This window comes from Aeromonas sp. 11P, assembly GCF_051920165.1.
Classification (GTDB): Bacteria; Pseudomonadota; Gammaproteobacteria; order Enterobacterales; family Aeromonadaceae; genus Aeromonas; species Aeromonas veronii.
Genome location: NZ_JBQBDJ010000004.1, coordinates 2,247,650 through 2,274,415, shown reverse-complemented (window position 1 = coordinate 2,274,415; position 26,766 = coordinate 2,247,650). Strand labels below are relative to the sequence as shown.

Sequence of the window (26,766 nt, the reverse complement as noted above, 5' to 3'; positions counted from 1 at the left end):
GTTAATTGATATCAGTGACTTGAAAATAGGCTAACGTTTATCTGCAGTGATCGGCTTTGGCCGATTACGCCTAGAAGACGAGTTGATATCAATCAACCTCCTCCTACATAAAGTTGCAGAGGCTCAGATATGAAAAAATCATTGATTACCTTGCTGGTTACCGGCTTGCTGGCGGCCAATGCCCAGGCTGCCGGTCAGGACAACACCTGGTATGGCGGTGCCAAACTGGGTTGGTCCAACTTCTACGGCATTGATGAAAGCAATGCCCTGACCCTTGGCAATGAGACCAACGATGCCCTGGGTGCTGGCGTGTTTGGCGGTTATCAGATTAACAAAAATCTTGGGCTCGAGCTGGGTTACGACTACTTGGGCAATTACAAATACGATGCGACTACAGTGGCCGGCGCTTTCAGTGATGAAGTGAAAGTACAACTGGCTCAACTGACCCTGAAACTGGGCTTCCCGGTTACCGATAATCTGGATCTGTATGGTCGTGTCGGTGGCGGTTATGGCTGGGCTGATACCAAGAGCGATGTCTACAAAGATGACAGCCGCTTTGTCATGGTCGGTGCACTGGGTGCCGAGTATGCGTTCAACCTCGACTGGGCCGCCCGTCTTGAGTATCAGTACACCACCCCGTATGGCGACCGTGATGACACTGGCGTGAGAATGGATAATGGTCTGCTGTCACTGGCAGCGGTTTATCGCTTTGGTCAGGTTGCCCCAGTGGCGCCCGCCCCGGCTCCGGAACCTGCTCCTGCACCTGTAATGGTTGAGAAGCAGTTCACCCTGAGTTCCGACGTGCTGTTTGACTTCAACAAGGCGACCCTGAAGCCAGAGGCCAGTCAGGCACTGGATAGCCTCTATAGCCAGATTGAAGAGGCACGACCCAAAGATGGCGTAGCAACCGTAATTGGTCATACCGACCGTATCGGTTCCGATGCCTACAACCAGAAGCTCTCCGAACAGCGTGCCCAGACCGTTGCCAACTATCTGGTTGGTAAAGGGATTCCGGCCGCCAAGATCAATGTGGAAGGGCGTGGTAAATCCTCACCGGTTACTGGCGACAGCTGCGTCAGCAAGTCCAAGCGTGAGCTGATCGTCTGCCTGGCTCCGGATCGTCGTGTTGATGTGAAAGTCGAAGGTGTCAGCGAGGTGCAGGAGTAATCCTTCACACTGAGCAGAGTTCCAATGGGGCTGGAATGAACAGCCCCTGTCGGAGCAAGAGAGACCAAAAAGCCAGTCAGTTGAGCTGACTGGCTTTTTACATTGGCATTGCGGTCGGGCAGGGGGCAAATCAGGAAGGGAGTGGCATTACCCGGTTGCGCCCCAGCTCCTTGGCCTTGTAGAGCAGCTTGTCGGTACGTTCGACCAGACAGTCTGCGCTCTCCTGACCGTTGAACTCACCCACGCCAAACGAGGCTGTGATGTGGTCGATGCGGCGGCCCGATTTGCGATCCAGAATCGACATCCGCTCGATGGCGCGGCGCATGCTCTCCGCCATCTGTCTGGCCAGGGCCAGCGAGCGATGGGGGACCAGCATGGCGAACTCCTCCCCACCCAGCCGATAGGCGGTGACCCCCTCCTTGCAGGCATCGCGCAGCCGTTTGCTGAAGGCGCGCAGCACCTGATCGCCGAGCAGATGCCCATATTCGTCGTTGAAGTTCTTGAAGCGATCGATATCGGCGAGGATCAGCGAGAAGGGGTGCTGGCTGCGGATCAACCCCTCCAGCTCCAGATCGAAGGCGCGGCGGTTGAGCAGGTTGGTGAGGGCATCCTCGTTTGCCAGTTTGCGTGTCTCGTTGAGCGCGGCCCGCAGCTCCTTGATCTCTTTCTCCGCATTGCTGAGCTGGTTGCGAAAGTGCATGGTGGACATGCGCACATCCCGCGATTCGCGCACCAGCTCCCGCAGGATCCCCATGGTGTCTTCCAGGCTGAAGCCCTCGTCATCAATGCGGCTGAGCTTGTCAAAACTCTTGTCGAGCATCTCCTGAAACATGCCGGTATCGGAGATGGCATCCTGCATGGAGTGGCCGAGCTCGTTGGCCATGGCGGCGAGGCTCAGTTTCATCGCCTCCATCTGCTTCTCGTCCTGAGCGGCCAGATACTGGTGATAGAGCCGCTCGCAGGTGGTGAGTGAGCAGGTTCCCTGCATTTTGACAGCCTGATCAATCGCCTGGTTGAGCTCGGGCATGCTGGCCGAGACATAGTTGTACCACAGGTGGTAATTGTCCGGCGTCGTGGGGATCTGGTACTTGATCATCAAGGGAACCGCCTGTTTGAGATAGGCGGCGGATTGGGCAAATGTGTCCTTACTCATGAGTTCTGTGTCTCATCATGCCAGCGAACTGAAGATAGTATGACAGAGAGATTGGCCAAAAGGCAGCCGATGGATGCCATTCGCCCCCCCCTCCGATATAATGGCACCGTTACCACCTACCCTAAGGCCTGCTTATGTCTCAAAAAGATCCTTTCCTCGAACGCGAGGCCGAAAAATACGATAACCCCATCGCCAGTCGCGAGTTGATCCTGGAACTCATCAAGGGCCATGAAAAGCCCATGTCTCGTGAAGAGTTGGCCAAGGTCCTCAAGCTGAAAGATGAAGAGCCGTTGGAAGCCTTGCGTCGTCGTCTGCGCGCCATGGAGCGTGATGGACAACTGGTATTCACTCGCAACCAATGTTATGCCCTGCCGGATCGCCTGAATCTGGTCAAAGGTTATGTAATCGGCCACAAGGATGGCTTCGGTTTTCTGCGTCCGGAAGGTGGTGGTCCGGATCTGTATCTGAACAACCGAGAGATGCAACGCCTGATGCATGGCGATTACGTGCTGGTTCAGCCGACCGAGATTGACCGCAAGGGTCGTCAGGAAGCGCGTCTGGTGCGCCTGCTCAAGTCCCGTGAGGCAGACATTGTCGGCCGTTACTTCGTCGAGAATGGCGTTGGTTTCGTGGTGCCGGATGACAGCCGTATCGGCCAGGACATCATCATCCCGGAAGGGGAAAACAAAGGGGCTCGCCAGAGCCAGGTCGTGGTTGTGCGCATTAACCAGCGCGCCACCTCCCGCATCAATGCCGTCGGCACCGTACTGGAAGTGCTGGGCGAGAATATGGCGCCGGGCATGGAGATCGAAATTGCCCTGCGTACCCACGGTATCCCGCACACCTGGCCGGAAGAGGTGATCAAAGAGGTTGCCGGTCTCGGCGAACAGGTGCCGGAGAAAGCCAAAGAGGGCCGCATCGATCTGCGCGCTCTGCCACTGGTGACCATCGACGGGGAAGATGCCCGTGACTTCGATGACGCCGTCTTCTGTGAAGCCAAGCGTGGTGGCGGCTGGCGCCTGTGGGTGGCCATTGCTGACGTCTCCGCTTACGTGAAGCCCGGCACGGCGCTGGATGCCGAAGCCTATCAGCGCGGCAACTCCGTCTACTTCCCCGAGTTCGTGGTGCCCATGCTGCCGGAGGTGCTCTCCAACGGCTTGTGTTCCCTGAACCCGCAAGTAGACCGCCTCTGCATGGTGTGCGAGATGACCATCTCCGCCGCTGGTCGCATGTCCGGCTACAAGTTCTACGAAGCGGTAATGAACTCTCACGCCCGTCTGACCTACACCAAGGTTGCCGCGATCCTCGATGGCGATCCCAAGCTGCGTCAGCAGTATGATCCGCTGGTGGGCCATATCGAGGAGCTCAACAACCTCTACAAGGCGCTCAAGCATGCCCGCCATCAGCGTGGCGCGGTGGAGTTCGAGAGCGAGGAGACCCGCTTCATCTTCAACGCCCAGCGCAAGATCGACCGCATCGTGCCGCTGGTGCGCAACGATGCCCACAAGATCATCGAAGAGTGCATGATCCAGGCGAACGTGGCTGCTGCTCGTTATATCGAGAAGAACGAAGCTGCTGCCCTGTTCCGGGTACACGATCGTCCTGGCGAAGAGCGTCTGACCGGTTTCCGTGACTTCCTGGCCGAACTGGGTCTGGAGCTCAAGGGCGGTCTCGAGCCCGAGCCGAAAGATTTCGCCGAGCTGGCTGCCAAGTTTGAAGGGCGCCCGGATGCGGAGCTGCTCTCCACCATGCTGCTGCGCTCCATGCGTCAGGCCATCTATCAGGCTGACAACATCGGTCACTTCGGTCTGGCGTTGAAGTCCTACGCGCACTTCACCTCGCCGATCCGTCGTTACCCAGACCTGATCCTGCACCGTGCGATCAAGTATCAGACCGCCAAGGAGCAGCAGGCCAACCTGCGCCACAAGTGGACCCCGAGCGGTGGTTACCACTACCAGCTGGAAGAAGTGGACCCTATGGGCGAGCACTGCTCCATGACTGAGCGCCGTGCCGACGATGCCACTCGCGACGTGGCCGACTGGCTCAAGTGCGAGTACATGCTGGATCACGTGGGTGACGAGTTTGACGGCGTTATCGCCAGCGTCACCGGCTTTGGTTTCTTTGTCCGTCTGGCAGAGATCCATATCGACGGTCTGGTGCACGTCAGTACCCTCACCAACGACTACTACCAGTTTGATCCCCTGCACATGCAGCTGATCGGCGAGAACTTCCGCCGTCGCTACCGTCTGGGCGACAAGGTGCGGGTCAAGGTGATGGGCGTGAACCTGGATGATCGCAAGATCGACTTCGTGATGGTGGAAGAGCCGCTCAAGGCCACCGGCAAGAACGCCAAAGAGATGGCGCGCAAGCAGGCCGAGATCAAGAAAGAGAAGGCCAAGAGCGCCCAACGCCACGAAAAACGTAAAGAGGGCAAGGATCACGGCAAATCCGACAAGGGTGGCCGCGCCAAACCGAGCAACAGACGACCGAGCAAAAAGGCTCGCGATAAGGCCAAGAGCACTAAATGAGTACTGAACTGATCTACGGCATTCACGCTGTCACCGCGCTGCTGGAGCGCACTCCCGAGCGCTTCATCGAAGTGTGGGCCCTCAAGGGGCGGGATGACGACCGGCTGCAACCCCTGCTGGCCGAGCTGGAATCCCTCGGCCTCAAGGTGCAGAGCGTGAACCGCAAGACTCTCGATGACAAAGCGGAAGGCAACAATCACCAGGGCATCATGGCTCGGGTGAAAGAGGCGCCCAAGCTCGCTGAGCACGATCTGGCCAGCTTGCTGGATGAGCTGGCGGCACAACAGAGCCAGCCCTTCCTGCTGGTGTTGGATGGCGTGACCGATCCGCACAACCTCGGCGCCTGCCTGCGCAGCGCCGATGCCGCCGGGGTGCACGCGGTGATCGTGCCGCGCGACAAGGCCACCGGCCTGACCCCGATCGTGCGTAAGGTTGCCTGTGGCGCCGCCGAAGTGGTGCCGCTTATTCAGGTCACCAACCTGGCCCGCACCCTGCGCGAGCTGCAGGAGCGTGGCGTCTGGATTGTCGGCACTGCTGGCGAGGCCGATCACGACCTCTATCAGGCCAAGCTGACCGGCCCGATGGCGCTCGTGATGGGGGCTGAAGGCAAGGGCATGCGCCGCCTGACCCGCGAGCACTGCGACGAGCTGGTAAGCATCCCGATGGCGGGGGCGGTATCCAGCCTCAACGTCTCGGTGGCAACCGGCGTCTGCCTGTTTGAAGCCGTGCGTCAGCGCCGTGCTTGATCATGCTGACTGACAGACCCCCCTTCGATTGGGCGCAGGTCGCAGATAAAGAGGAGGCCGCGCGCCTCCTCTCTTTTGCCCGCCCGCTGACCCTCAGCCCGAAAAGCTGTCTCTGGCACGCCGGCGACAGCCCGGATCTGCTGGTCAGGGTGGAGAAGGGGCTGCTGCGGGCCAAGCTGGTGCTGGAGGATGGGCGCGAGTACATCAAGGAGTTCTACTGGGAGGGGGACGAGTTTCTCGACTTTCACCACCAGCTCAGTGGCGAGCCGGCCCGCTATAGCGTGGAGGCGCTGGAGCCCTGCCATCTGCAGCTGTTCAGTCTGGCTGACCTGCGCCAGCTGCCCGGCTGGCCACGCTGGTACCAGCACCTGCTGGAGGTGCAGTTGCGCATCAAGGAGGAGAAGGAGCAGTTGCTGCTGACCGGCAGCCCGCAGGCGCGCTATCAGCACTTTCTCGACAGCTTTCCCGCACTCGATGCCAGAGTGCCAGACCACCAGATTGCCGCCTATCTCGGTATCACTCCCATTAGTCTGAGCCGCATTCGCAAACGGCTGAAAGAACTTAACAAAGGTTAATGCAGGGCGCTGGCGCCACGATTATGCTGGCAGGCCGAACTGATAAGGAGTTGCCGATGAACTGGATCCTGAAACCCTGGTCTGCACTGACCACTGACGAGTTGTATGAGTTGCTGGCGCTGCGTGCCGAGGTGTTCGTGGTGGAGCAGACCTGCCCCTTTCAGGATCTGGACGGGCTCGATCGCCGCGAAGGGGTCTGGCACCTGCTCGGTTATCAGGGCGATCTGCTGGCCGCCTATGCGCGGATCATGGCGCCCGGCATCGGCGATGAGAGCGGTGCCGCCATCGGTCGGGTGGTGACCTCACCCAAGGCGCGTGGCGGCGGTCTCGGTCACCAGCTGATCAGCGAGGCGGTCAAGGCGTGCGAGGCACGTTGGCCGACCCACAGCATCTGGCTTGGTGCTCAGGCTCATCTGCAGGGCTTCTACGGCCAACATGGTTTTGTGGCGGAAGGGGAAGGCTATCTCGAAGATGATATCCCCCATATGGGGATGCGCAGAGTGGTGGCATAACCACTCGTCAGAGTGATTCAGAATGCAGAAGGGCCATCCCGCGGGATGGCCCTTCTCTTTATCGCCAGGCGATCACTTCTTCTTTTTCTTCTTGGCGGACTTCTTCTTGTCGACCGGCTTTTTCTTCTTCACCGGTACCCGCGCTTCCTTGTGTTTCGGGCGCAGCTCGTCGATCACCCGGCGCTTGAGGCGCTCTTCGGTGTAGCGCTCGATCTTGGCGACCATCGCCATGTCGTGGGCTTCCACCAGGCTGATGGCGCAGCCACGGTTGCCGGCGCGGCCGGTACGGCCGATCCGGTGGACGTAAACGTCGGCGCCGTAGGGCATGTCGTAGTTGATGACGTGGCTGACGTTCGGCAGGTCGATGCCGCGGGCGGCGACGTCGGTGGCGATCAGGAAGGGTACTTCCCCTTCGTGGAACTTGCGGATCGATTCGATACGCTTGCTCTGCTCCATCTCGCCACGGATCCAGGCGCAGGAGATACCCGCGGCCTGCAGCTGGCCGGAGAGCTCCGCCAGACGCTCGCGAGTCTTGACGAAGATGATCGCCTTCTGGGTTTCCGGATCTTTCAGGATATGGGTCAGCAGCGCCAGCTTGTGGGCGGCGTCATCGGCCAGATGGATCCACTGGGTGATGGGGCGACGCTCGCTGCGGGGCGGCTCGGCGTGCAGCTCCACCGGATCCTTGAGGATCTCGTTGGCGAACTTCTCAAGGCCGGCCCCTTCCAGGGTGGCGGAGAAGAGCATGGTGTGCTTGCGGTAGCGCGCCTCTTCCACGATGCGGTTCACATCCTTGATAAAGCCCATGTCCAGCATGCGGTCCGCTTCATCCAGCACCAGCACTTCGATGTCGTGGCTCTCGAACTCCTCTTTCTCGATGTACTCGAGCAGACGGCCCGGGGTGGCGACCACGATGTCGGTGGTCTTGGTCAGAGCAGGCAGCTGCTCTTCATGGCTGACGCCGCCGATGATGGTCTCGATGCTGAGGTTGGTGTGAGCCGCCAGCGCCTTGGCGTGGGCGGTCACCTGCAGCGCCAGCTCGCGGGTCGGGGTCAGGATCAGCATGCGGCAGGGGCCCGGCTTGCGGCGCGGGAAGTCCAGCAGGTGCTGGAGGGCCGGCAGCAGGAAGGAGGCAGTCTTGCCGGTACCGGTCGGGGCGGATGCCAGAATATCGCGGCCGTCCAGGGCTGGCTCCAGCACCATCTGCTGGATGGTGGTGGGGCGGGTGAATCCCATCTCGGCCAAGGCCCGGTTGAGGGCTGGGTGCAGGTCGAAATCATCAAAGGACTGGCTCATGGCAATACTCGGTCATTAAGGAAACGGCAGATTATAGGCGATTATCTCGTCGGCTCCTATTGGTGAGTGTGTCTTAGCCGCTATAATCGCCCACCATTTTTGCAGATGACGGGGGCCAGATGGGACGTAGTCGCGGATTTACCTTCAAACAGTTCCACATCAATCACGATCGCTGCGCCATGAAGGTAGGCACCGATGGCATTTTGCTCGGTGCCTGGGCGCCGGTCGAACAGGCGCGTCGAGTGCTCGATATCGGCACCGGCAGCGGCCTGATCGCCCTGATGCTGGCCCAGCGCAGCAGAGCTGACTGCCGTCTTGATGCGGTCGAGCTGGATATTAATGCGGCCAGCCAGGCGCGGGAGAATGCGGCTGCTTCTCCCTGGGCCGATCGGGTGACCGTCATAGAGAGTGCCATTCAGGATTATCAGGCTGACCCTTACGATCTTGTCGTCTCCAACCCTCCCTATTTCGTTGCAGGCCAGTCATTTAGCGATCCGGCGAGGGCGTTGGCCCGCCATACCGGCGCCCTAGACAGCCCCGCATTACTGGCGGCATGCAATCGTTTTCTGAGCCCGAACGGGCAGGTGGCGCTGGTGCTGCCGACGGCGATGGCCGATGAAATTTTATGCACTTCGGCGAATTATGATCTGCATGGCATTTGTTATACAGCTGTTATCACCAGAGAGGGTAAAGAGGCAAATCGTGTTTTATTGCTACTTGGCAGAGGATTAAACAGGTATGAGAGGGGTGAAATTGTGATCCATTCTGCTGATGGGGCCTATTCCGACAGATATATCCAACTGACCAGCCCCTTCTATTTGAAGATGTAAATTTCGTCTTGAACTATTTTTTCACGCCATTATGCTGGTTCCAGATCGAGCGCCCGCTCCAGACCAGCTAAAACCACTGGTTGCGATGAAAAAACATGCGGGGCTCTTTTTTTATACCCCCTGAACACACCCGGTCAGCGACCGATAAAAACTATAACAAGCAATAATTTACAAGACAGACGAGGTTGAACTTGACGAAATCACTCACATTGTCCGATGTACTCGGATTAGGGTTTATGACCTTCGCCTTCTACTTGGGCGCCGGTAACATCATTTTCCCACCGTTGGCCGGTTACATGGCTGGTGAGCACCTCTCCCTGGCGATGTTTGGCTTTCTGGTCACTGCCGTGGGCCTGCCTCTGGTGACCATCCTGGCCGTGGCGAAAGCCGGTAACGGTTGGACTGGCATGACCAAACTGCTGCCTGCCGGTGTCGCGACTGCGCTGGCCGTTGCCATCTATATCATCATAGGCCCGGCTTTTGCCGCGCCCCGTACCGGTCTGGTTGCCTATGAAATGGGCCTCAAGCCGTTCATCGGCGATATGGGGCAGGCGGGTCTGGCGGCCTATACCGTGATCTTCTTTGGTGTGGCCATTCTGGTCTCCATGAACCAGGGCAAGCTGATGGACGCCATCGGCAAATACCTGACTCCGGTACTGATGCTGCTGCTGCTGACTCTGGCGATCGGTGTATTCGTAGCACCGCAAGGCTCCATGCCTGATGCGTCCGGTGACTATCAGAACAGCCCCTTCGTCAAAGGGATCCTGGAAGGCTACAACACCATGGACACCCTGGCGTCCCTGATGTTTGGCGCCCTGATCGTCGATCTGCTGCGCCAGAAAGGCATCAACGATTACAAGAGCCAGTTCAAGTATCTGGCCATTGCCGGCCTCATATCTGCCGTTGGTCTGAGCGTGGTGTACGTCTCCCTGTTCCAGCTGGGCAACACTGCGGCCGGTGTGGCGACCGATGTCAGCAACGGTGGCGCTATCGTCAACGCCTACGTACTGAGCCTGTTTGGTCAGCCGGGTCAGTTCATTCTGGCGGCCATCATCACTCTGGCGTGCTTCACCACTGCCGTGGGCCTGATCTCCGCCTGTTCCGATTTCTTCCACAATCTGACCGGCATGGCTTACAAGAAGCTGGTGGTGTTGCTGGGCGTTATCTGTGCCGTGGTCGCCAACGTGGGTCTGAGCCAGTTGATCAGCCTCTCCATTCCGGTGCTGGTTGCCATCTATCCGGTTGCCGTGGCGCTGGTACTGGTCACCTTCCTGAAGGGTTATTTCGGCCGTCCCCGTCTGGTGTTCCGTGGCGTGTTGATGGTTGCCTTCCTGTTCGGTTGCCTGGATGGTCTGGGTGCTGCCGGTATGAAGATGGATGCGTTTGCCTTCCTGCCGCTGTTCGACAAGGGCCTCGCCTGGCTGATGCCGACCCTGCTGGCCTGCCTAGTTGGCGTGATGGTGCGTCCGACCGAGATGGCTGCCGAAGCTGCCTGATCACGCCTGATGTGATATTGCCAAGAGCCTGCCCCGTGCAGGCTCTTTTGTGTTTTTGTGAGCCTCGCTTCTCGCCTCGCCTCGCCTCGCTTTGCTGCCGTAATTGTCACTGTACGCAGATAGCACCTGAGCAGCCGTATTTTGCCGCTATAACCGGTTTCCCTCTTCTTGCCTCCTATACGCCACGTGTGACACCTCTTTATGGAGCGCGAAGTTGTTCGGTGATTAATTCCGCAGCGGTAAATTGTTTCAAGATATTAATTGGTGATTGAGATCGAACTTCTCTTCTTTATGCTAAAGATGGTGCGCCTCATCCGGTCCGCGGGCCGTGTGGGGACGAGAGGTATTGTTACCGGTTATCTGCCAGGCAGTGGGTGCAATCAATAACAAGCTGATAAGGCAGATGAGGTTGAGTTTGACGAAATCATTGAAGTTGTCCGACGTATTCGGATTGGGGTTTATGACATTTGCCTTCTATCTGGGGGCTGGCAATATCATTTTTCCGCCGCTGGCCGGTTTTATGGCTGGTGAGCATCTGCTGGCCGCCATGTGCGGCTTTTTGCTAACGGCAGTGGGCTTGCCGCTGATCACCCTGATTGCGGTGGCTAAGGGGAGTTCGGGGGGCGGCGCGAGTGGCTGGACCGGAATGACCCGCTATCTGCCCGCCGGGGCGGCGACTGCGCTGGCCATCGCCATCTATATCATCATGGGACCCGCCTTTGCCATTCCCCGCACCGGTCTGGTCGCCTACGAGATGGGGCTCAAGCCCTGGCTTGGCGATACCGGTCATGTGGGACTGCTGATCTACACCCTGAGTTTCTTTGCGCTGGTGATCATGGTGGCGCTCGATCGCGGCAAACTGCTCGATGCGGTCGGCAAGTATCTGACCCCAGCCCTGATGGCAATGCTGCTTATTCTGGCGGTCGGGGTCTTTATGACGCCGCAGGGCACCATGCCTGATGCCAGCGGTGAATACATAGATGCAGCCCTGACCAAGGGGATGCTGGAGGGGTACAACACCATGGATACCCTGGCCTCCCTGATGTTTGGCGCCCTGATCATCGGTTTGTTGCGCCAGAAGGGGATCGAGGATTATCGCAGCCAGTTCAAATATCTGACCATCGCAGGCTTGATCTCGGCAGTCGGGCTGTCGGCGGTGTATGTCTCGCTCTTTCAGCTGGGCAACAGCGCCGGTGGGGTCGCAAGCGATATCAGCAACGGCGGCGCCATCGTCAATGCTTACGTCCTGAGTCTGTTTGGTCAACCGGGTCAGTTTATTCTGGCTGCCATCATCACCCTGGCCTGTTTTACCAGTGCTGTCGGCCTGCTCTGTGCCGGTGCCGACTACTTCCATGGCCTTACAGGTTGGGCCTATCGCAACTGGGTGATGCTGCTGGGGGCGCTCTGTGCAGTGGTGGCCAATGTGGGGCTGAGCGAGCTGATCGGCCTCTCGATTCCGGTGCTGGTGGCCATCTATCCGGTTGCCATCGCGCTGGTGCTGGTGACCTTCCTCAAGGAATGGTTTGCCCAGCCACGGCTGGCGTTTCGCGGCGTGCTGACGGTCGCCTTTCTATTTGGTTGCCTCGATGGGCTGGGGGCTGCCGGGATGGCGATGGAGGGCTTTGCCTTCCTGCCGCTGTTCGACAAGGGGCTTGCCTGGCTGCTGCCGACTCTGCTGGCCTGCATCGTCGGCATCCTGGTGCGACCAAGCGGGAAGTTGGCGGCCGAAGCGGCTTGATTCAGAAACAACGAGATAGCAAAGAGGCCAGCAACTGCTGGCCTCTTCTGTTTCTGCCGGATCCGTTACCGGATCAGATTTGCGGGCCTGACGGCTTGGGTTTGCCATCCAGACCATACCAGTGGGTTTCTACCCGTCCGGCATGCCACTCGAAGGTGCCCCAGGGCTGCTTGGCTTCCCAGCGCGGGAAGTTGATGAGCACCCGGTTATCTTCGTACTTGTAGAGGGAGGTGCTGATCTGAATGTCCGACAGGATCAACAGCAGGGCCCAGCAGATGAAAATCCATTTCAATGCTTTCCACATAAGGTTACTCGAAGCAGATTTCGATAGTGGCGCGACCGAAATCCGATTCGAACGGCATCATGATCTTGGTGCCATCGGCACGGTGGGTAATGGTGTGGTTGGGGCCGGAGACGATGATGGGGGTCGCCATGTCAAACTCGTAGCCCTTCTCGCCCAGCATCCGCTTGGCACCGCCGGTCACCATGTTGGTGATTTCACCGACCATGTCGGTCACCTCTTCGTTGATGTTGGCGGGAGCTTCCCCCAGCATTCGGCGCATGATCTCCAGTGCCAGCCCCTTCTCGAAGCTGATTGAGAGGGAGCCACGGGTCTGCGGGCCGACCATGCCGATCAGGCCGGAGACGTCACCGCGCGCCAACTCATCCATCTTGCGTTTCGGTTTGCCCGGTTTGAGTTCCAGCTGTGCCATGGTCGAGAGCACATTGAGCAGGGATAGCAGGAACGGATTTACAAAATCAGCCTTCATGATGACTTCCTACAGTGGGCGTACAACGGGCACATTGGCCATGTGCCTCTATCGTCTTATTGGTAATAGTAAAACCATGCAAGTGGGCCTGCTCGGAAAACGCGCTATCGATCGCCGTATCGTGAAGCTCGACCACATCCCCGCACTCGTCGCAGATCAACAACTGCATCGGGTGAGCGTGATCGAAGTGGCAGCAGAAGATAAACGCGTTGAGAGATTCCACCTTGTGAGCAAAGCCCTGTTCGAGCAAAAAATCGAGTGCCCGATAGACGGTTGGCGGCTTGGCATTGGCTTCGGTTTGTTGCAGCTGGGCCAACAAATCATAGGCGCTGATGGCGTTGCCGTGTGCCGCCAGCAGGCGAAATACCTGACGTCGGGTCGGGGTGAAGCGGATCCCTCGCTGTATACAGAGTCGCTCGGCTCGTTGTAAAAGTTGGTCTTGATTCATGATCGCGCAGATACCCTTTCTATTAGCCGGATACTATCACAGGGCCTCGCATGGCGCGGCGACAAAATTCATTTTCTGGGGCTGCTTCACGTTGTGATAAAATCCGCCCCTTTCTTTAGCCAACCCGGATGATTTTTATGCAGGCGCAGCGTTTTTCCATCGCCCCCATGCTGGACTGGACTGATCGGCATTGCCGTTACTTTCATCGACTGATGAGCCGCCAGACCTTGCTCTATACCGAAATGGTGACCACCGGCGCCATCATCCACGGCAAGGGGGATTATCTGGGTTACAGCGAGCAGGAGCACCCCATCTCCCTGCAGCTGGGGGGCAGCAATCCGGCCGATCTGGCGCGCTGTGCCAAGCTGGCCGAGGAGCGCGGCTATGACGAGGTGAACATCAACGTCGGCTGCCCCTCCGATCGGGTGCAAAACGGTCGCTTTGGCGCCTGCCTGATGGGTGAACCGGCGCTGGTGGCTGACTGCGTCAAGGCGATGCGCGATGTGGTCGATATTCCGGTGACGGTGAAGACCCGTATCGGTATCGACGATCAGGACTCCTACGAATTTCTGCAGGCCTTTATCGAACAGGTGCGCGATGCCGGTTGCGACACCTTCATCGTCCATGCCCGCAAGGCGTGGCTGAGCGGCCTGAGCCCCAAGGAGAACCGCGAGATCCCGCCCCTCGATTATCCCCGTGTCTATCGGGTCAAGCAGGATTACCCGGAGCTCACCATCGCCCTCAACGGTGGCGTCACCTCCATGGAGCAGACTCTCGAGCACCTGCAACACGTCGATGGCGTCATGATGGGGCGTGAAGCCTATCAGAACCCCTACATTCTGGCGCAGGTTGACAATCTGGTGTTCGGTCAGAACAACGCCGTGCCGAGCCGCCACGAGGTGGTGCGGATGATGCTGCCCTATATCGAGCAGGAGCTGGCCAAGGGCAACTACCTTTCCCACATGACTCGCCACATGCTGGGGCTGTTCCAGAACATGCAGGGTGCCCGCGCCTGGCGCCGTCACCTGAGCGAGAACGCCTGCAAACCGGGCGCCGGTATTCAGGTGGTGCTGGATGCCATGGCCAAGGTGCCGGAGTTTGCCGCCAGCGAGACGGCCGAATAAGCCAGTTGTGCCAAGGCAAGAGCAACAAAAAGCGCGTCAGTTGACGCGCTTTTTTGATCGCTGTCGCTTCAATATCTGAACTGGTTGATCAGCCGCGAGAGGTCCTGCAGCCGCTCTACCAGCAGGGTGATGCCATCGAGGGCCTGCCTGCTGTTGTCGGCGGTGTGGCTGGCCAGCTGGTGGATCTGGTGTACCCCTTCATCGAGGGTCGCCGTGACGTCGGCCTGCTGACTTACCGCCTGGGCGATCTCGTCACTGGTGCGGGTTACCTGCCCCAACATTTGGTTTATCTGGGTGAGCACGTCGGCGGTGGTGCCCGCGTGCTGCTGGCAGCGCACCGAGGTCTGCGCCCCTTGCGTCATCCCGTCCGACAGCTGTCGTGTAGTCTGTTGTAGCGCCAGGATCATCTCGTGGATCTCGCTGGTCGAGGCACGGGTCTTCTGGGCCAGCGCCCTCACTTCATCCGCCACCACGGCAAAACCGCGCCCCTGTTCGCCCGCCCGGGCGGCCTCGATGGCCGCATTGAGGGCGAGCAGGTTGGTCTGGTCGGCGATTTGACTGATCACCTCCAGAATACCGCTGATCTTCTGGCTGTCGCTGGTGAGCTGGGCCAGCACGGCATGGTTGGCATCCAGCTCCTGATGGAGTTGGTTGACGGCAGATCGGGTGGTCGCCAATGCTTGCAGCCCCTCGTCGGAGACCTGCTGTACCTCTATGACCAGATTGCTCGCCTCATGGGCACTGTGGGCCACATCCCGAATGGAGTGGCTCAGCTCGGTGATGGCGGTCGCCAGCTGCTCGCTGTGGGCGCGCTGCTGCTGCAGATGAGTATCAATGGTCTGGATATTGCCCCGGTCATCTTCGGCTGCCTGCAGGATCTGCTGGTTAGTGTCGGCGCTGCGCCCGACCACGGCCTTGAGCTCGGCCTGCTTCATCCGCAGGGCCAGTTCGACGGCCGCCAGGGTGTCGCGCCGTCGGGTGTAGAGCACCTGACAGAGGCGGGTTCCCTTGTCTTGATCGGCAAGGGTGAGCAGATGAGCCAGCCGTTGCTGCAATCGCCAGCCGTGGATTGCCTGTGCCAACAGCAACAAGGCGGTGGGCAGCAGCCATAATAGGTTGCCGGTGGCAAAGGTAGCAAGGGTGGTGAGCAAGGCAGAAACGGAGAGCCAGAGGGTCAGCCGACCCGGTTCAATGTGAAAGCGGCTCAGCCAGGGAAGCGCCTTGCCGCTTCGCAGCAGGCCATAGAGCTGCTCGGCCCAGGCCACATCGCTGGCGGCGGGTTTGGTGCGCACCGACTGGAACTCGACGATCTCCTTCTGCGCATTGAGGATCGGGGTGACGTAAGCGTTTACCCAATAGAACTGACCGCTTTTGGCGCGGTTCTTGACCAGCCCCATCCAGCTTTTGCCCTGTCGCAACCGCTGCCACATGTCGGCGAAGGCCGCCTTGGGCATGTCGGGGTGACGTACCAGATTGTGGGGTACGCCTTCCATTTCGGCTGCACCATACCCGGCCACATCACAGAAGTGCTGGTTGGCGTAGGTAATATGACTGGCGGGATCCGTGGTCGAGATGAGTGCGATGTTGTCGGGGAAGTGTATCTCCCCCTCCTGATTGAGTCTGGTCATGTGTCGTTCCTGAAAAAGCCAAATAACTGATAACTATGTTTTTTTATTGTCGTTCTCAGTTAATCATTCTAAGGCTCTTCAGTGACCCGAACTTGGCTTGGGTCAATTAATCAACACAATGAATTGATGAAGTGAGGGTCAGCTGGCCGGTGTGAAATCGTGAACTTCACCCTTTCTTGGGGCGAGGCGAGGATCATCATCTTTGTACTCATGTACAAGCTGCATGGTTTTGCAGAAGCTGGCTTGTTTGTCGTACTCCTGACGAGCCAACTCGATGGCCCGCTCGGCCCGGCGCCGTTCCATCTTGTCAGACTTGCGATCGCTGAACTGTTGCTGCTGATGCAGCATCCAGCCGACAAACTCTTGCTGGCATTGGGATTCGCTGTTGGCCTGTGCAGGCAGGATCCACAACAACGAGAGCAGTATCAAATAACGCATGTCTGACTGGATATTGGAGATTAATTGAACAGGAGGGGCGGCATTTTAGGCTGGAAATCGGGATGTGAACAGTATCAATAGCGAGGCCCAGCGGGGCCTCGCATCGTTGTGGCCGGTGTCAGTGTTTGACGAGGTACAGCTGGCGGCTGTAGGCCACATCTTCCGGGTTGTTGATGGGGTAGCCCTTGAGCCATGGCTTGATGAGTCGGGCATTGGTGTACTGGTAGATGGGGGCGATGGGGGCTTGATCCAGCAGGATCGCCTCCGCCTCGCCAAACAGCTTGCTGCGGCTGGCTGCATCCTGAGTGCTGGCCGCCTCTGCCAGCAGCTGGTCATAACGGGCATTGGCAAAGCCTGCCATATTGCCACTGTGACGAGAGCCCCACAGGCCGAGGAACGCTGATGGGTCGTTGTAATCTGCGACCCAGGAGGAGCGGATCACCTCGAACTGACCGCTCTGGCGGCTGTCGAGATAGGTTTTCCACTCCTGATTGGTCAGCTCGACCTCGGCGCCCAGCTTCTGCTTCCACATGCTGGCAATCGCCAGTGCCATCTTCTTGTGAATTTCCGCGGTGTTGTAGAGCAGGGTCAGCTTGAGCGGCTTGTCCGGGCCGTAACCGGCCTCCTTGAGCAGGGCCTTGGCCTTGCTGTCCAGCGCCGGCTGGCTGCTGGTGGAGAGCAGGTTGGCGGTTGGGGTGAAGCTGGCGGTCACATCCGGAGTGAAGTGATAAGCCGGTTTCTCGCCGGTACCGAGCACCTTGTCGGCGATCAGGGCGCGGTCGATGGTGTAGGAGAGCGCCTTGCGCACCCGCACATCGTTCAGTGGTGCCTGACGGGTATTGAAGGCGTAGTAGTAGGTGCCGAGCTGATCCGGGGTGTAGACCTCATTCGGGATCTGCTGCTTCAGCTTGTCGTACTGCTCTTTGGGGAAGGATTCGGTGATATGCAGATTGCCCGCCAGATAGCGGTTGGTCGCCGCGCTCTCCTGATTGATCGGCATGAAGATCACCTTGGTCAATACGGTATGGGCCCGATCCCAGTAATAAGGGTTGGGGGTCAGCTCCAGCTTCTCGTTGACCACCCGGTTGTTCAACACAAAGGCACCGTTGCCCACCAGTTTGCCGGGTTGGGTCCACAGGTTGCCGTACTGCTCGATGCTGGCCTGATGGAGCGGCGACAGGCTGGGGTGGCTTAGCAGGTTCAGGAAGTAGGGCACCGGTTGGGAGAGGGTCACCTGCAGGGTGTTGTCATCAAGGGCCTTGACCCCCAGCTCGCTGGCAGGCAATTTGCCAGCGACTATTTCGTCCACCTTGTCGAAACGGGCCAGTTGGGCAAACCAGGCGAAGGTGGCCGCCTCTTTCGGGTCGACCAGCTTGCGCCAGCCGTAGACGAAGTCACCGGCCTTGACCGGATCGCCGTTGGACCAGCGCGCATCCGGGCGCAGATGGAAGGTAAAGAACTGGTTGCCCTTGTTCTCCCAGCTGGCCGCCACCCCGGCAACCGGTTTGCCATCCGGCCCCTGGGTCAGCAGCCCCTCGAACAGATCCCGCAGTACCTGCAACTCTGGCAGGCCGACCAGCTTGAGCGGGCTCAGGCTCGCAGGTTCATCCTTGAGGTGGCGAACGACAATCTGCTCGGCGGCGAGTTGTGTTCCGGCGGGAATATCGGCAGCCTGGACAGCAGCACAGCCCAGCAGGGCCAGCAAGGGGGTCCATCCTTTCATGGGTCGGATCCTTCAAATAGTGTGAAGCGGGGAGAAAACTCGGCGAGAAAATATCGCCGACAGATGGGAAATCATGATATCCCGTTTGCTGGTCTGACCGCCAGCATTCGACTCTCACTCCCAATCGGGGTAGCAGAGCGTTCCCGGCGTCTGTGCAGTTCAATGTGGTGAGGAGTGTCAAACGATGAAAGCATGGTTAGTGCTGGCCTGTGTGTTGAGCCAGAGTGCCTGGGCGTTGGCCCCGTGCCAGAGCGACACGGCGGTGGGCAACTGGTGCGAGATCGGCATCGATGCCTTGCACCCGACCCAGGGGGGCGTCGGCCAGATCCAGGTTGATGAGACCCAGGCCACATTGGCCGGCATGAGCGCAAAGCAGCTCGACAAGTTGATGAAAAAGAAAGAGATCCCCGTGGTGATTGCGCCGGATGGCAGCTACTGGCTGGTGGACAGGCACCATCTCACCAAGGCGCTGTGGCAGCAGGGCGTCAAGGATGCCCGGGTCAAGGTGATTGGCCGCCTGCAGGACAAGGCCAACTTCTGGAGCCAGATGCAGAACAACCATTGGGCCTGGCTCAAGGATGAGAAGGGGCAGCCGCTGACCCCGGAGCAGTTGCCGACCAGTATCGACAAGCTGCCTGATTACCCCTATCGCACCCTCGCCGGGCTGCTGCAGAATGCGGGCTACTTTCGCAAGGATAAACAGGTCTATTTCGTCGAGTTTGCCTGGGCTAGCTGGCTTGGCAAGCAGATGCAGTGGATGCCGGTGGACAGCGCCAATCTGGCGGCTCGACTGCAACAGGCCAAACGGCTCGCCTGCGGCAGCGATGCCAAGGATCTACCCGGTTATCCCGGCAAGCAGTGCAGCCTCAACCAGTCCAAAAGCGCGCAGTGAGTTGATGTGTGATGCCGGCATCCAGAGTATGCCGGAGATAAAAGAGGGCGACCCCGGGGTCGCCCTTATGCTGTCAGCTACTGGTTAGCGGTGGTCACTCATGGCGCTCCGCCCAGCGGGCAGCCGCCTGCTCAAGCAGGGCGACTTCGCCTTGCTGGATCAGCGGTAGCAGATCGTTGACCTGTTGATCCGGCCAATCCCACCAGGCGAGGGCCTGTAGCCGGGCAATCTCCTCCTCGCCAAAGCGCATTCGCACCACCCTGGCCGGGGTGCCCGCCACCATGGCATAGGGCGGCACATCCTGATTGACCAGCGAGCGGGCGGCGATGATGGCACCGTCGCCGATGGTGACGCCGGGCATGATCATCGCCTCCATGCCGATCCAGACATCGTTACCGATGCGGGTATCGCCTGCGGGGCGGTAGCTGCGCTGGAGCGCCGCCAGATCGGCGAACGGATAGGTGCTGATGAAGGCCGTGTTGTGGGTGTGGTTGCCCCCCATGATGATCTTTACCCCGGCGGCAATCTGCACATAGTCGCCGATATGGAGACGGTCGATATGCCAGAGCGGCTCCCAGCCGGTTTCCGGGCTGCGGCTGAAGGGATCGCCATGGAGGTAGCGCACCGCCACCTCTTCGAAGGGGCCATCCCAGGCACCAGAGTAGTAGCTGTGCTGCCCCTTGAGGCAGATATTGGGGTTGGTCACTGTCAGGTGCAGGTATTCGACCTGCGACCAGTGTTGGCAGGTGTTCATGCTGGTACTCCTTTGCTGAATGGATCGGATGGGTTGCGTTCGCGTGAGCGAAGCTAATAGATCCAGACCAGCATGCGGGGCACGCAGAGCAGGGAGCAGCCCAGCATCTGCGGGAGGCGTGGTCGCATTGTGGTGTGCTCCAAAGAAGAGGGAAGGGCGCGATCATAAGGTCGGGCGCCGGGTTTGCCAAGGTTGCGCAGAGATCCTGCACTAACCCTCTGGTTGATATTTATTCTCAATTAGCCATGATAACACTCCCACCATGACGGACTCGGGAGAGCGAGATGACACCGCAAAGTTGGCAACGATACATGCTGGAGGCGGAGCGTGCCTGGCAGGCCGGTTCGCTGGGGGCGGCGATCTGCTTTTATCAGCAGGCGCTGGGGGATGTTTACGAGATGACCCAGGTCGAGTTGACCGAACTAGCCACTATGCGAGCCGCCACCTGTCACCGGCTGGCCGACTTCTGGCGGGCGATGGATGAGCCGACTTACGAGCTGCGCTACCTGAAGCTTGCCTCCGAGCTGGTGACTGCGCTGGTGCCACAATGCCCGAACCGGGAGTGCGAGGCGCTGATCAGCGAGCTGGGTTGCTGTCGCGGTGCCCTGCTCGCCTTTCTCAAGCGCCACCCCAATCCGGAAATTGCCCGGCTGATCCAGTTGCAGGACAAGGTACAGGGTTGTGAGCTGATCGGCCGTTTTCGCCTCAACTGAACGGGTTTGGGCGCGGCTCAGCCCCGTCGCTTGAGTTTCTGGGCGATCCGTTGCTGCGCCTCTTCCCCTTGCAGTGCCTGGGCGAAGGCGCGCGCTTCCAGATCAATGACGAAGTGCACCGCCTGTTTAAGCTCCTGTTTCAGCAGCGCCTTGCTCTTTTGCAGCGCTCTGGGCGGTTTGGCCGCCAGCTTCAGTCCCTGCTCGCGGGCAAGGGAGAGCACTCCATTGGCCGCCACCACCTTGTTGGCCAGCCCGAGCCGCAGCGCCTCTTCGGCATCAATCGCCTCGGCCAGCAGCAACAGCTCGGCCGCCTTGAGGTGTCCCACCAGACGCGGCAGCAGCAGGCTGGAGGCGAACTCCGGTACCAGTCCCAACTCGACGAAAGGAAGCTGCAAGCGGGCATTATCCCCCAGATAGACCAGATCGCAGTGCAGCAAAATGGTGGTGCCAATCCCCACCGTCGGGCCTGCAACAGCGGCGATCACGGGTTTGGGGAAATCGGCCAGGGTATGGAGGAACTGCAGGATGGGATCGTCGGGCTCCAGCGAGCTCTTGCCCATAAAGTCGGCCAGGTCATTGCCCGCGGTAAAGCAATCTTGCTGCCCCTGCAACAGCAGGACATGCACCTCCTCATCGGCTGCCGCCTCTCGCAGCGCTGCCACCAGTTGCTTATAGAGCTCGGTATTGAGAGCGTTGCGCTTGTCGGGGCGGTTGAGGGTCAGGGTGAGCAAGCCATCCTGCTGCTCGGCAATGAGAATGGGGGCCATGTCTAAATCCTTGTTATTGAAAGGTGCAAAAAAGGTTGCTGCTGGGGTAACCTTGGCGCCGTTTAACAACATCATAAAAGGATTTCAACCATGTTTAAACGTGCGTTTTATTCTCTGCTGGTTCTGGGTATGACTGCGCCTGCACTGGCCAAGGTCGAGGCTGTCGACGGTTATGTGCGCCTGTTGCCGCCTGGCTCCCCCAACACAGCCGCCTTTATGGTGCTCAAGAATGACGCCGACCAGCCGGTCAAGCTGGTGGCGGCGGCTTCTGCTGCGGCCGGGCGTGCCGAGCTGCACACTCACCTGCACGAAAATGGCGTGATGAAGATGCGTCAGGTCGAGAGCATCGAGATCCCGGCCAAGGGCGAAGCGGTGCTCAAGCCGGGCAGCCTGCACATCATGCTGTTCGAGGTGGGTACGCTCTCCGAGCAGACCCCTTTCCCGCTCACCCTCACCATGGACGATGGTCAAAAGCTGGATCTGTCACTGCCGGTGAAGCCGATTGAGCCGATGGCAGAGATGAAGCATATGAAGCACTGACATTTGTCGTCGTTTGTTCAGGATTGACGCTGGGTATTTTGGCTGCACCGAGTAAAATAGTGCTCTTTTCCATGTATGCAAGAGGAAGTGACGTAATGAAAAAGACGCTGATTGCCGGTTTTGTGCTGGCTCTGTGCAGCCAGAGTGCCATGGCCGCTGACGACTGGCGTTTTGCCGCCGGTGCCGACGTATGGGCCGCCAAGGGCAGTGGTCAGGCCTATGGCACCAGTGCTGATGGCAGCTATGACGACAGCTACAACTGGAACGGCTATCTGCAACTGGAACACGGCATCATCTTCTTGCCGAACGCCAAGTTTGAAGTCTCCGATTTCAGCACCTCCGGCGGCAACTTCAAGAATGATCTGACTGCCTACGATCTGAGCCTTTACTACCGTCTGTTCAACAACGATCTGTTCAAGATCGATCTGGGTATGACCGGCCGTCACTACGATGGCGAGCAGGTCTACTTCGGTCGCAAGGGTTATGACGAAGATACCCTGATGGCCTATGCCGGCAGCGAAGTGAAGATCCCGGGCACCGGTATCTCCTTCTTCGGCGACCTGCGTACCCACGATGCAGACAACTATGACTACCGTCTGGGTGGCGCATACAAGTTCTCCTCCATGCCGATCAAGCTGCGTGCCGGCTGGCGTGAAGCCAAGGTCGACTTCGCCAATATCGACCAGTCTGTAGACGGCTGGTTCATGGGCGGCGAATTCACTTTCTAATCTGACCGTCAACTGACGACGAGGAGCGATAATGGGCCACATCATAGTGACAGGTGCCGGTTCTGGTCTCGGCCGGGCGCTGACCATAGGTCTGGTTGAGCGGGGCCATCAGGTCTCCATGATGGGGCGCCGTTATCAGCGACTGCAGGAGCAGGAACAACTGCTCGGCAGCGCGGTGATCGGCATCGCGGCCGATCTGGCGCACCATGAAGAGGTTGACGTTGCCTTCGCCGCTGCGGTGGAGTGGGGCGGCCTGCCCGACATGGTGATCCACTGCGCCGGGGTGGGTGAGTTTGGCCCGGTCGGTGTCTACACTGCCGAGCAGATCCGCCGGGTGGTGGAGAGTAACCTTATCTCCACCATTCTGGTGGCCCAGCAGACGGTGCGGCTTATCGGCGACAAGGGCGGAGTGCTGGCCAATGTGCTCTCCTCCGCCGCTCAGGTGGGCAAGGCCAACGAGAGCCTCTACTGCGCCTCCAAATGGGGGATGCGCGGCTTTCTCGAGTCGTTGCGCGCCGAGCTGAAAGGCTCGCCGCTGCGGCTGGTCAACCTCTATCCGAGCGGGATCCGCAGCGAATTCTGGGATAACTCGGATCACGTGGACCCGAGTGGCTTCATGACCCCGGAAGATGCGGCGGCCTATATGCTCGACGCGCTGGAAGCCAGAAGCAGCTGCCACGTGACCGACCTCTTTATCGGTCGCAATCCCTGAGGCGAAGCCCGCCACCCGGTTGCCGTCGTCAGAACATACAGAAACAAAAAGCGCGCCAAACGGCGCGCTTTTCTATTCAGGTAAGGGGGCGGAATTAACGGCCCAGTTTGGCCTTGAGCATGGTGATGATGTCGCTGATGGCCACTTCCTGCTTCTCGCCGGTGCGGCGGCACTTGTACTCCACCACGCCGTTGTCCAGACCGCGATCGCCGATGACGATGGCGTGCGGGATGCCCAGCAGCTCCATGTCGGCGAACATTACGCCCGGGCGCTCTTTACGGTCGTCGAACAGCACGTCCACACCAGCGGCTTTCAGCTCGGCGTAGAACTGCTGTGCCTGCTCGGCCACGCGCTCGGATTTGTGCATATTCATCGGCACGATGGCAACGATGAACGGAGCGATGGCGTCCGGCCAGATGATGCCGTACTGGTCGTTGTTTTGCTCGATGGCGGCGGCTACCAGGCGGGAAACCCCGATACCGTAGCAACCCATCTCCATGGTGACGGACTTGCCAGCTTCGTTCAGCACGCTCGCCTTCATCGCTTCGGAGTACTTGGTACCTAGCTGGAAGATGTGGCCCACTTCGATACCGCGCTTGAGCAGCAGCTTGCCCTGGCCGCACGGGCTCGGGTCGCCTTCCACCACGTTGCGCAGGTCGGCAACTTCGTAAGAAGCGATGTCGCGATCCCAGTTGGCACCGGTCAGGTGGAATCCGGTCTCGTTGGCGCCGCAGACGAAGTCCGCCAGATGGGCGGCGCTGCGATCGACGATGATGCGACCGGCAAAGCCGACCGGGCCGATGGAGCCTGCATCGCAACCGGCTGCAGCTTTAATCTGCTCGTCGTTGGCGAAGGTCAGCGGGTTGGCCACGCCAGCCAGTTTCTCTGCCTTGATTTCGTTCAATTCGTGGTCGCCACGCAGTACCAGCGCGATGACTGCCTGCTTGCCGTGCTCATCTTCCTCTGCCAGTACCAGCAGGGTCTTGGCGATGGCAGTCGGAGCCACGTTCAGGAAGGCCGCCACTTCGTCGATAGTGTGGACGGCCGGGGTGGCAACCTTGGTCAGGGCTGCGGTGGCGGCTGCGCGCTCACCAGCCGGTGCCAGCGCTTCGGCCATCTCGATGTTGGCGGCGTAATCTGAGCTGTCGGAGAAGGCGATCAAGTCTTCACCGCTCTCGGCCAGTACCTGGAATTCGTGGGAACCGGTACCACCGATGGAGCCGGTATCGGCCTGCACCGGACGGAAGTTCAGGCCCATGCGGGTGAACGCCTTGCAGTAGGCTGCGTGCATCTTCTCGTAGGTATCGACCAGAGATTCCTTGTCGATGTGGAAGGAGTAGGCATCCTTCATCAGGAATTCGCGGCCGCGCATCACGCCGAAACGGGGGCGCACTTCGTCGCGGAACTTGGTCTGGATCTGGTAGAGGTTGAGCGGCAGCTGCTTGTAGCTGTTCACTTCGTAACGCACCAGCGCAGTGATCACCTCTTCGTGGGTCGGGCCCAGCACGAAGGGACGGTTGTGGCGGTCGGTCAGACGGCACAGCTCGGGACCGTAGTCATCCCAGCGGCCGGACTCCTGCCACAGCTCGGCAGGCTGAACCACCGGCATGGAGACTTCGACGGCACCAGCATTGTTCATCTCTTCGCGAACAATGTTCTCGATTTTCTTCAGTACCCGCAGACCGGTTGGCAACCAGGCATACATGCCGGAGGCCAGTTTACGGATCATCCCGGCGCGCAGCATCAGCTGGTGGCTGACAACTTCAGCGTCGGAGGGGGTTTCCTTGAGAGTGGAAAGCAGATATTGGCTGGTACGCATCGCGGTAGACCTTAGCTAGAACGGGCGCGGGGCCCAGGATAATTTCAAGGGCGGAATTTTAACAGGCTGGGCGTTATGGCCCAAGGGCTAAATTTGCCGCAACCCGAAAGGTGGCCACGCCCGGCAGATGGCCAGGGGCAATGACCATTGCAACAAGCTGGCTTTTTATGCCTGCAATTTGGCCGGATCTCCGCTAAACTCTGCCACCTTTTCTCGATGGGCATGGCTCTGCCGCGTTCATCACCCCCCATTTTTAGTACTTTTGGAGCCGCTCATGCCGTTAGTGGGACATCAACACCAGATCGAGATCCTGGAACTGACCGACAAAGGAGATGGCAAAGGACGCCTGTTCGATCGCCCCCTGTTTGTCGAAGGTCTGCTGCCCGGTGAGCAGGCGCTGGTGGAGCTGACCGAGGTCAAGCCGAACTATCTGCACGGCAAGGTTGCCGAGCTGCTCCAGCCCTCTGCCGATCGGGTTGCCGATTTCTGCCCCAACACCGAGTGCGGTGGCTGTCAGGTACGTCCGCTGGCCTATCCGGCTCAGCTCAAGCTCAAGCAGGCCTTGGTGCAGAGCGCACTGGAGCAGGCCGGGCTGGGTGACACCCCGGTCAAGGATATCCTTGGCATGGAAAGCCCGTTCGCCTATCGCAACAAGGCGCAATATGCGGTGCGTGGCTGTGACGCCGGTGCCGAGATCGGTTTTTATCGCAAGCACTCCCACGATCTCATCACCGCCGATGACTGTGCGGTGCAGGATCCGCTGCACGTGGAGCTCAACGCCCGGGTGCGCAACTGGATGCGCGCGCATGACATCGCCGCCTATGACGAAGTGAACCACAGTGGCTGCGTGCGCAACCTGATGACCCGCAAGGGCTTCAAGAGCGGCGAGCTGATGGTGGTGCTGGTGACCCTGGGCGAGGAGCTGCCGTTCGAAGCCGAGCTGCTGGCGAGCTTAAGCGATCTGCCGGTTACTACTCTGGTGCAGAACATCAACGATGAGCGCACCAACCGCATTCTGGGCGCGACCAACCGGGTGCTGCTCGGCGAAGGGGTGATCCGCGACAAGATCCATGAGCTCGAGTTCGAGATCTCGCCGCTCTCCTTTTTCCAGAACAACCCGACCCAGACCGATGTGCTCTACTCCAGTGCCCTCGAGTATGCCGAGCTGACCGGCAACGAGACGGTGTTCGACATCTATTGCGGTATCGGTACCATCTCCCTGTTCCTGGCTGGCAAGGCCGCCAAGGTCGTCGGGATCGAGTCGGTGGAGAGCGCCATCAGCGATGCCCGCCGCAACGCTGCCCTCAACGGCATCGAGCACACCGAATTCCACGTCGGCAAGGCCGAGCAGCTGATGCCTGAGCTGCACGCCCAGGGTGTGACCGCTGACGTGGTGGTGATGGATCCGCCCCGCAAAGGCTGTGACAAAGCGGTGCTGCAGACCCTGGTCGCCATGGCGCCCCGTCGTCTGGTCTATGTCTCCTGCAACCCGCAGACCCTGGCCCGCGACCTTGCCTGGCTGGTCAAGCAGGGCTTCGTGCTGGACGAGGTGCAACCGGTCGATATGTTCCCGCACTCCATGCATGTGGAAGCGGTAGCTCGCCTGAGCCTGCCCGCCAAGGCATAAGTCGCCCCTGATTCTTGCCCATAAAAAAACGACGCCAGCTGG

26 protein-coding genes are annotated in these 26,766 nt (G+C 59.5%); 15 read left to right on the top strand and 11 right to left on the bottom strand.

The window, feature by feature from the left end; genetic code table 11:
- The first annotated feature begins 129 nt into the window (after positions 1–129).
- Positions 130–1,167, top strand: a complete 1,038-nt coding sequence (ompA, locus tag ACTG1P_RS10395; RefSeq protein ID WP_440001202.1) for a porin OmpA — start codon at positions 130–132, stop codon at positions 1,165–1,167.
- A 130-nt stretch (positions 1,168–1,297) separates the two neighbouring features.
- Here the strand turns inward: ompA and ACTG1P_RS10390 are convergent, their stop codons facing one another.
- Positions 1,298–2,320, bottom strand: coding sequence for a GGDEF domain-containing protein (locus ACTG1P_RS10390; protein WP_019445736.1), 1,023 nt, complete (start codon positions 2,318–2,320; stop codon positions 1,298–1,300).
- A 134-nt stretch (positions 2,321–2,454) separates the two neighbouring features.
- Here ACTG1P_RS10390 and rnr point away from each other — a divergent pair, with 134 nt between their 5' ends.
- The 4 genes from rnr to ACTG1P_RS10370 are packed head-to-tail and all read left to right on the top strand — an operon-like array spanning position 2,455 to position 6,681.
- Positions 2,455–4,848, top strand: coding sequence for a ribonuclease R (rnr, locus tag ACTG1P_RS10385; protein ID WP_440001201.1), 2,394 nt, complete (start codon positions 2,455–2,457; stop codon positions 4,846–4,848).
- Complete coding sequence (gene rlmB / locus ACTG1P_RS10380; RefSeq protein WP_236288700.1) at positions 4,845–5,594, top strand: 23S rRNA (guanosine(2251)-2'-O)-methyltransferase RlmB; 750 nt, start codon at positions 4,845–4,847, stop codon at positions 5,592–5,594. The genes rnr and rlmB overlap by 4 nt, the downstream gene beginning before the upstream one ends.
- 2 nt (positions 5,595–5,596) lie before the next feature.
- On the top strand, positions 5,597–6,169 hold the full coding sequence (locus ACTG1P_RS10375) for a Crp/Fnr family transcriptional regulator (RefSeq protein WP_206901092.1): 573 nt from the start codon (positions 5,597–5,599) through the stop codon (positions 6,167–6,169).
- A 56-nt stretch (positions 6,170–6,225) separates the two neighbouring features.
- The gene (locus tag ACTG1P_RS10370; RefSeq protein WP_440001200.1) at positions 6,226–6,681 is read left to right on the top strand and encodes a GNAT family N-acetyltransferase; all 456 of its coding nucleotides are present in this window, start codon (positions 6,226–6,228) and stop codon (positions 6,679–6,681) included.
- Between the two features lie 72 nt (positions 6,682–6,753).
- On the opposite strand, the gene srmB is transcribed toward ACTG1P_RS10370, so the two are convergent.
- The gene (gene srmB, locus ACTG1P_RS10365; protein WP_005335816.1) at positions 6,754–7,977 is read right to left on the bottom strand and encodes an ATP-dependent RNA helicase SrmB; all 1,224 of its coding nucleotides are present in this window, start codon (positions 7,975–7,977) and stop codon (positions 6,754–6,756) included.
- Between the two features lie 119 nt (positions 7,978–8,096).
- Here srmB and ACTG1P_RS10360 point away from each other — a divergent pair, with 119 nt between their 5' ends.
- The 3 genes from ACTG1P_RS10360 (at position 8,097) to brnQ (ACTG1P_RS10350) (ending at position 12,041) form a co-directional block, all read left to right on the top strand.
- Complete coding sequence (locus ACTG1P_RS10360; RefSeq protein WP_440001199.1) at positions 8,097–8,807, top strand: tRNA1(Val) (adenine(37)-N6)-methyltransferase; 711 nt, start codon at positions 8,097–8,099, stop codon at positions 8,805–8,807.
- Positions 8,808–8,998: 191 nt separating this feature from the next.
- Complete coding sequence (gene brnQ, locus ACTG1P_RS10355; RefSeq protein ID WP_440001198.1) at positions 8,999–10,303, top strand: branched-chain amino acid transport system II carrier protein; 1,305 nt, start codon at positions 8,999–9,001, stop codon at positions 10,301–10,303.
- A gap of 460 nt (positions 10,304–10,763) precedes the next feature.
- The gene (gene brnQ, locus ACTG1P_RS10350; protein ID WP_440001197.1) at positions 10,764–12,041 is read left to right on the top strand and encodes a branched-chain amino acid transport system II carrier protein; all 1,278 of its coding nucleotides are present in this window, start codon (positions 10,764–10,766) and stop codon (positions 12,039–12,041) included.
- A gap of 73 nt (positions 12,042–12,114) precedes the next feature.
- Here the strand turns inward: brnQ (ACTG1P_RS10350) and ACTG1P_RS10345 are convergent, their stop codons facing one another.
- From ACTG1P_RS10345 to zur, 3 genes are read right to left on the bottom strand one after another with little or no spacing between them, the layout of a single operon-like run.
- Complete coding sequence (locus ACTG1P_RS10345) at positions 12,115–12,345, bottom strand: hypothetical protein (protein WP_042052444.1); 231 nt, start codon at positions 12,343–12,345, stop codon at positions 12,115–12,117.
- Between the two features lie 4 nt (positions 12,346–12,349).
- On the bottom strand, positions 12,350–12,811 hold the full coding sequence (locus tag ACTG1P_RS10340) for a chemotaxis protein CheX (RefSeq protein WP_005335807.1): 462 nt from the start codon (positions 12,809–12,811) through the stop codon (positions 12,350–12,352).
- Positions 12,801–13,259, bottom strand: a complete 459-nt coding sequence (zur, locus tag ACTG1P_RS10335; protein WP_005335805.1) for a zinc uptake transcriptional repressor Zur — start codon at positions 13,257–13,259, stop codon at positions 12,801–12,803. Before zur ends, ACTG1P_RS10340 begins: the two co-directional genes overlap by 11 nt.
- 137 nt (positions 13,260–13,396) lie before the next feature.
- Here zur and dusA point away from each other — a divergent pair, with 137 nt between their 5' ends.
- Entirely contained in the window at positions 13,397–14,383 is a 987-nt protein-coding gene (dusA, locus tag ACTG1P_RS10330) for a tRNA dihydrouridine(20/20a) synthase DusA (RefSeq protein ID WP_075115995.1), read from the top strand.
- Positions 14,384–14,451: 68 nt separating this feature from the next.
- Here dusA and ACTG1P_RS10325 read toward each other — a convergent pair whose 3' ends face one another.
- The 3 genes from ACTG1P_RS10325 to ACTG1P_RS10315 form a co-directional block, all read right to left on the bottom strand.
- Entirely contained in the window at positions 14,452–16,011 is a 1,560-nt protein-coding gene (locus ACTG1P_RS10325) for a methyl-accepting chemotaxis protein (RefSeq protein WP_440001196.1), read from the bottom strand.
- A 138-nt stretch (positions 16,012–16,149) separates the two neighbouring features.
- Positions 16,150–16,449: a hypothetical protein gene (locus ACTG1P_RS10320; RefSeq protein ID WP_064339392.1), complete on the bottom strand. Its 300-nt coding sequence runs from the start codon at positions 16,447–16,449 to the stop codon at positions 16,150–16,152.
- A gap of 118 nt (positions 16,450–16,567) precedes the next feature.
- Entirely contained in the window at positions 16,568–18,172 is a 1,605-nt protein-coding gene (locus ACTG1P_RS10315; RefSeq protein WP_440001195.1) for a peptide ABC transporter substrate-binding protein, read from the bottom strand.
- A 184-nt stretch (positions 18,173–18,356) separates the two neighbouring features.
- Here ACTG1P_RS10315 and ACTG1P_RS10310 point away from each other — a divergent pair, with 184 nt between their 5' ends.
- Positions 18,357–19,064, top strand: coding sequence for a ParB-like protein (locus ACTG1P_RS10310; RefSeq protein ID WP_440001194.1), 708 nt, complete (start codon positions 18,357–18,359; stop codon positions 19,062–19,064).
- A 94-nt stretch (positions 19,065–19,158) separates the two neighbouring features.
- On the opposite strand, the gene ACTG1P_RS10305 is transcribed toward ACTG1P_RS10310, so the two are convergent.
- Complete coding sequence (locus ACTG1P_RS10305; protein ID WP_440001193.1) at positions 19,159–19,818, bottom strand: CatB-related O-acetyltransferase; 660 nt, start codon at positions 19,816–19,818, stop codon at positions 19,159–19,161.
- A 284-nt stretch (positions 19,819–20,102) separates the two neighbouring features.
- Between ACTG1P_RS10305 and ACTG1P_RS10300 the strand changes: the two genes are divergently transcribed.
- A complete protein-coding gene (locus tag ACTG1P_RS10300; RefSeq protein ID WP_278171715.1) occupies positions 20,103–20,531 on the top strand; it encodes a DUF2753 family protein in 429 nt (142 codons plus the stop codon).
- Between the two features lie 17 nt (positions 20,532–20,548).
- On the opposite strand, the gene ACTG1P_RS10295 is transcribed toward ACTG1P_RS10300, so the two are convergent.
- Positions 20,549–21,298, bottom strand: coding sequence for an enoyl-CoA hydratase-related protein (locus tag ACTG1P_RS10295; protein ID WP_440001192.1), 750 nt, complete (start codon positions 21,296–21,298; stop codon positions 20,549–20,551).
- Positions 21,299–21,388: 90 nt separating this feature from the next.
- On the opposite strand from ACTG1P_RS10295, the gene ACTG1P_RS10290 reads away from it, so the two are divergent.
- The 3 genes from ACTG1P_RS10290 (at position 21,389) to ACTG1P_RS10280 (ending at position 23,278) form a co-directional block, all read left to right on the top strand.
- The gene (locus tag ACTG1P_RS10290; RefSeq protein ID WP_139402721.1) at positions 21,389–21,838 is read left to right on the top strand and encodes a copper chaperone PCu(A)C; all 450 of its coding nucleotides are present in this window, start codon (positions 21,389–21,391) and stop codon (positions 21,836–21,838) included.
- Between the two features lie 95 nt (positions 21,839–21,933).
- On the top strand, positions 21,934–22,566 hold the full coding sequence (locus ACTG1P_RS10285) for a TIGR04219 family outer membrane beta-barrel protein (RefSeq protein ID WP_167557605.1): 633 nt from the start codon (positions 21,934–21,936) through the stop codon (positions 22,564–22,566).
- Between the two features lie 31 nt (positions 22,567–22,597).
- Entirely contained in the window at positions 22,598–23,278 is a 681-nt protein-coding gene (locus ACTG1P_RS10280) for an SDR family oxidoreductase (protein ID WP_157162400.1), read from the top strand.
- A gap of 94 nt (positions 23,279–23,372) precedes the next feature.
- Here the strand turns inward: ACTG1P_RS10280 and ACTG1P_RS10275 are convergent, their stop codons facing one another.
- Positions 23,373–25,097 (bottom strand): proline--tRNA ligase, encoded by a 1,725-nt coding sequence (locus ACTG1P_RS10275; protein WP_440001191.1) that lies wholly within the window; start codon positions 25,095–25,097, stop codon positions 23,373–23,375.
- 274 nt (positions 25,098–25,371) lie between these two features.
- Between ACTG1P_RS10275 and rlmD the strand changes: the two genes are divergently transcribed.
- Positions 25,372–26,724 carry a 23S rRNA (uracil(1939)-C(5))-methyltransferase RlmD gene (gene rlmD / locus ACTG1P_RS10270; RefSeq protein WP_421292334.1) on the top strand — a complete coding sequence of 451 codons (1,353 nt, stop codon included), beginning with the start codon at positions 25,372–25,374 and terminating at the stop codon, positions 26,722–26,724.
- Positions 26,725–26,766 lie beyond the last annotated feature (42 nt).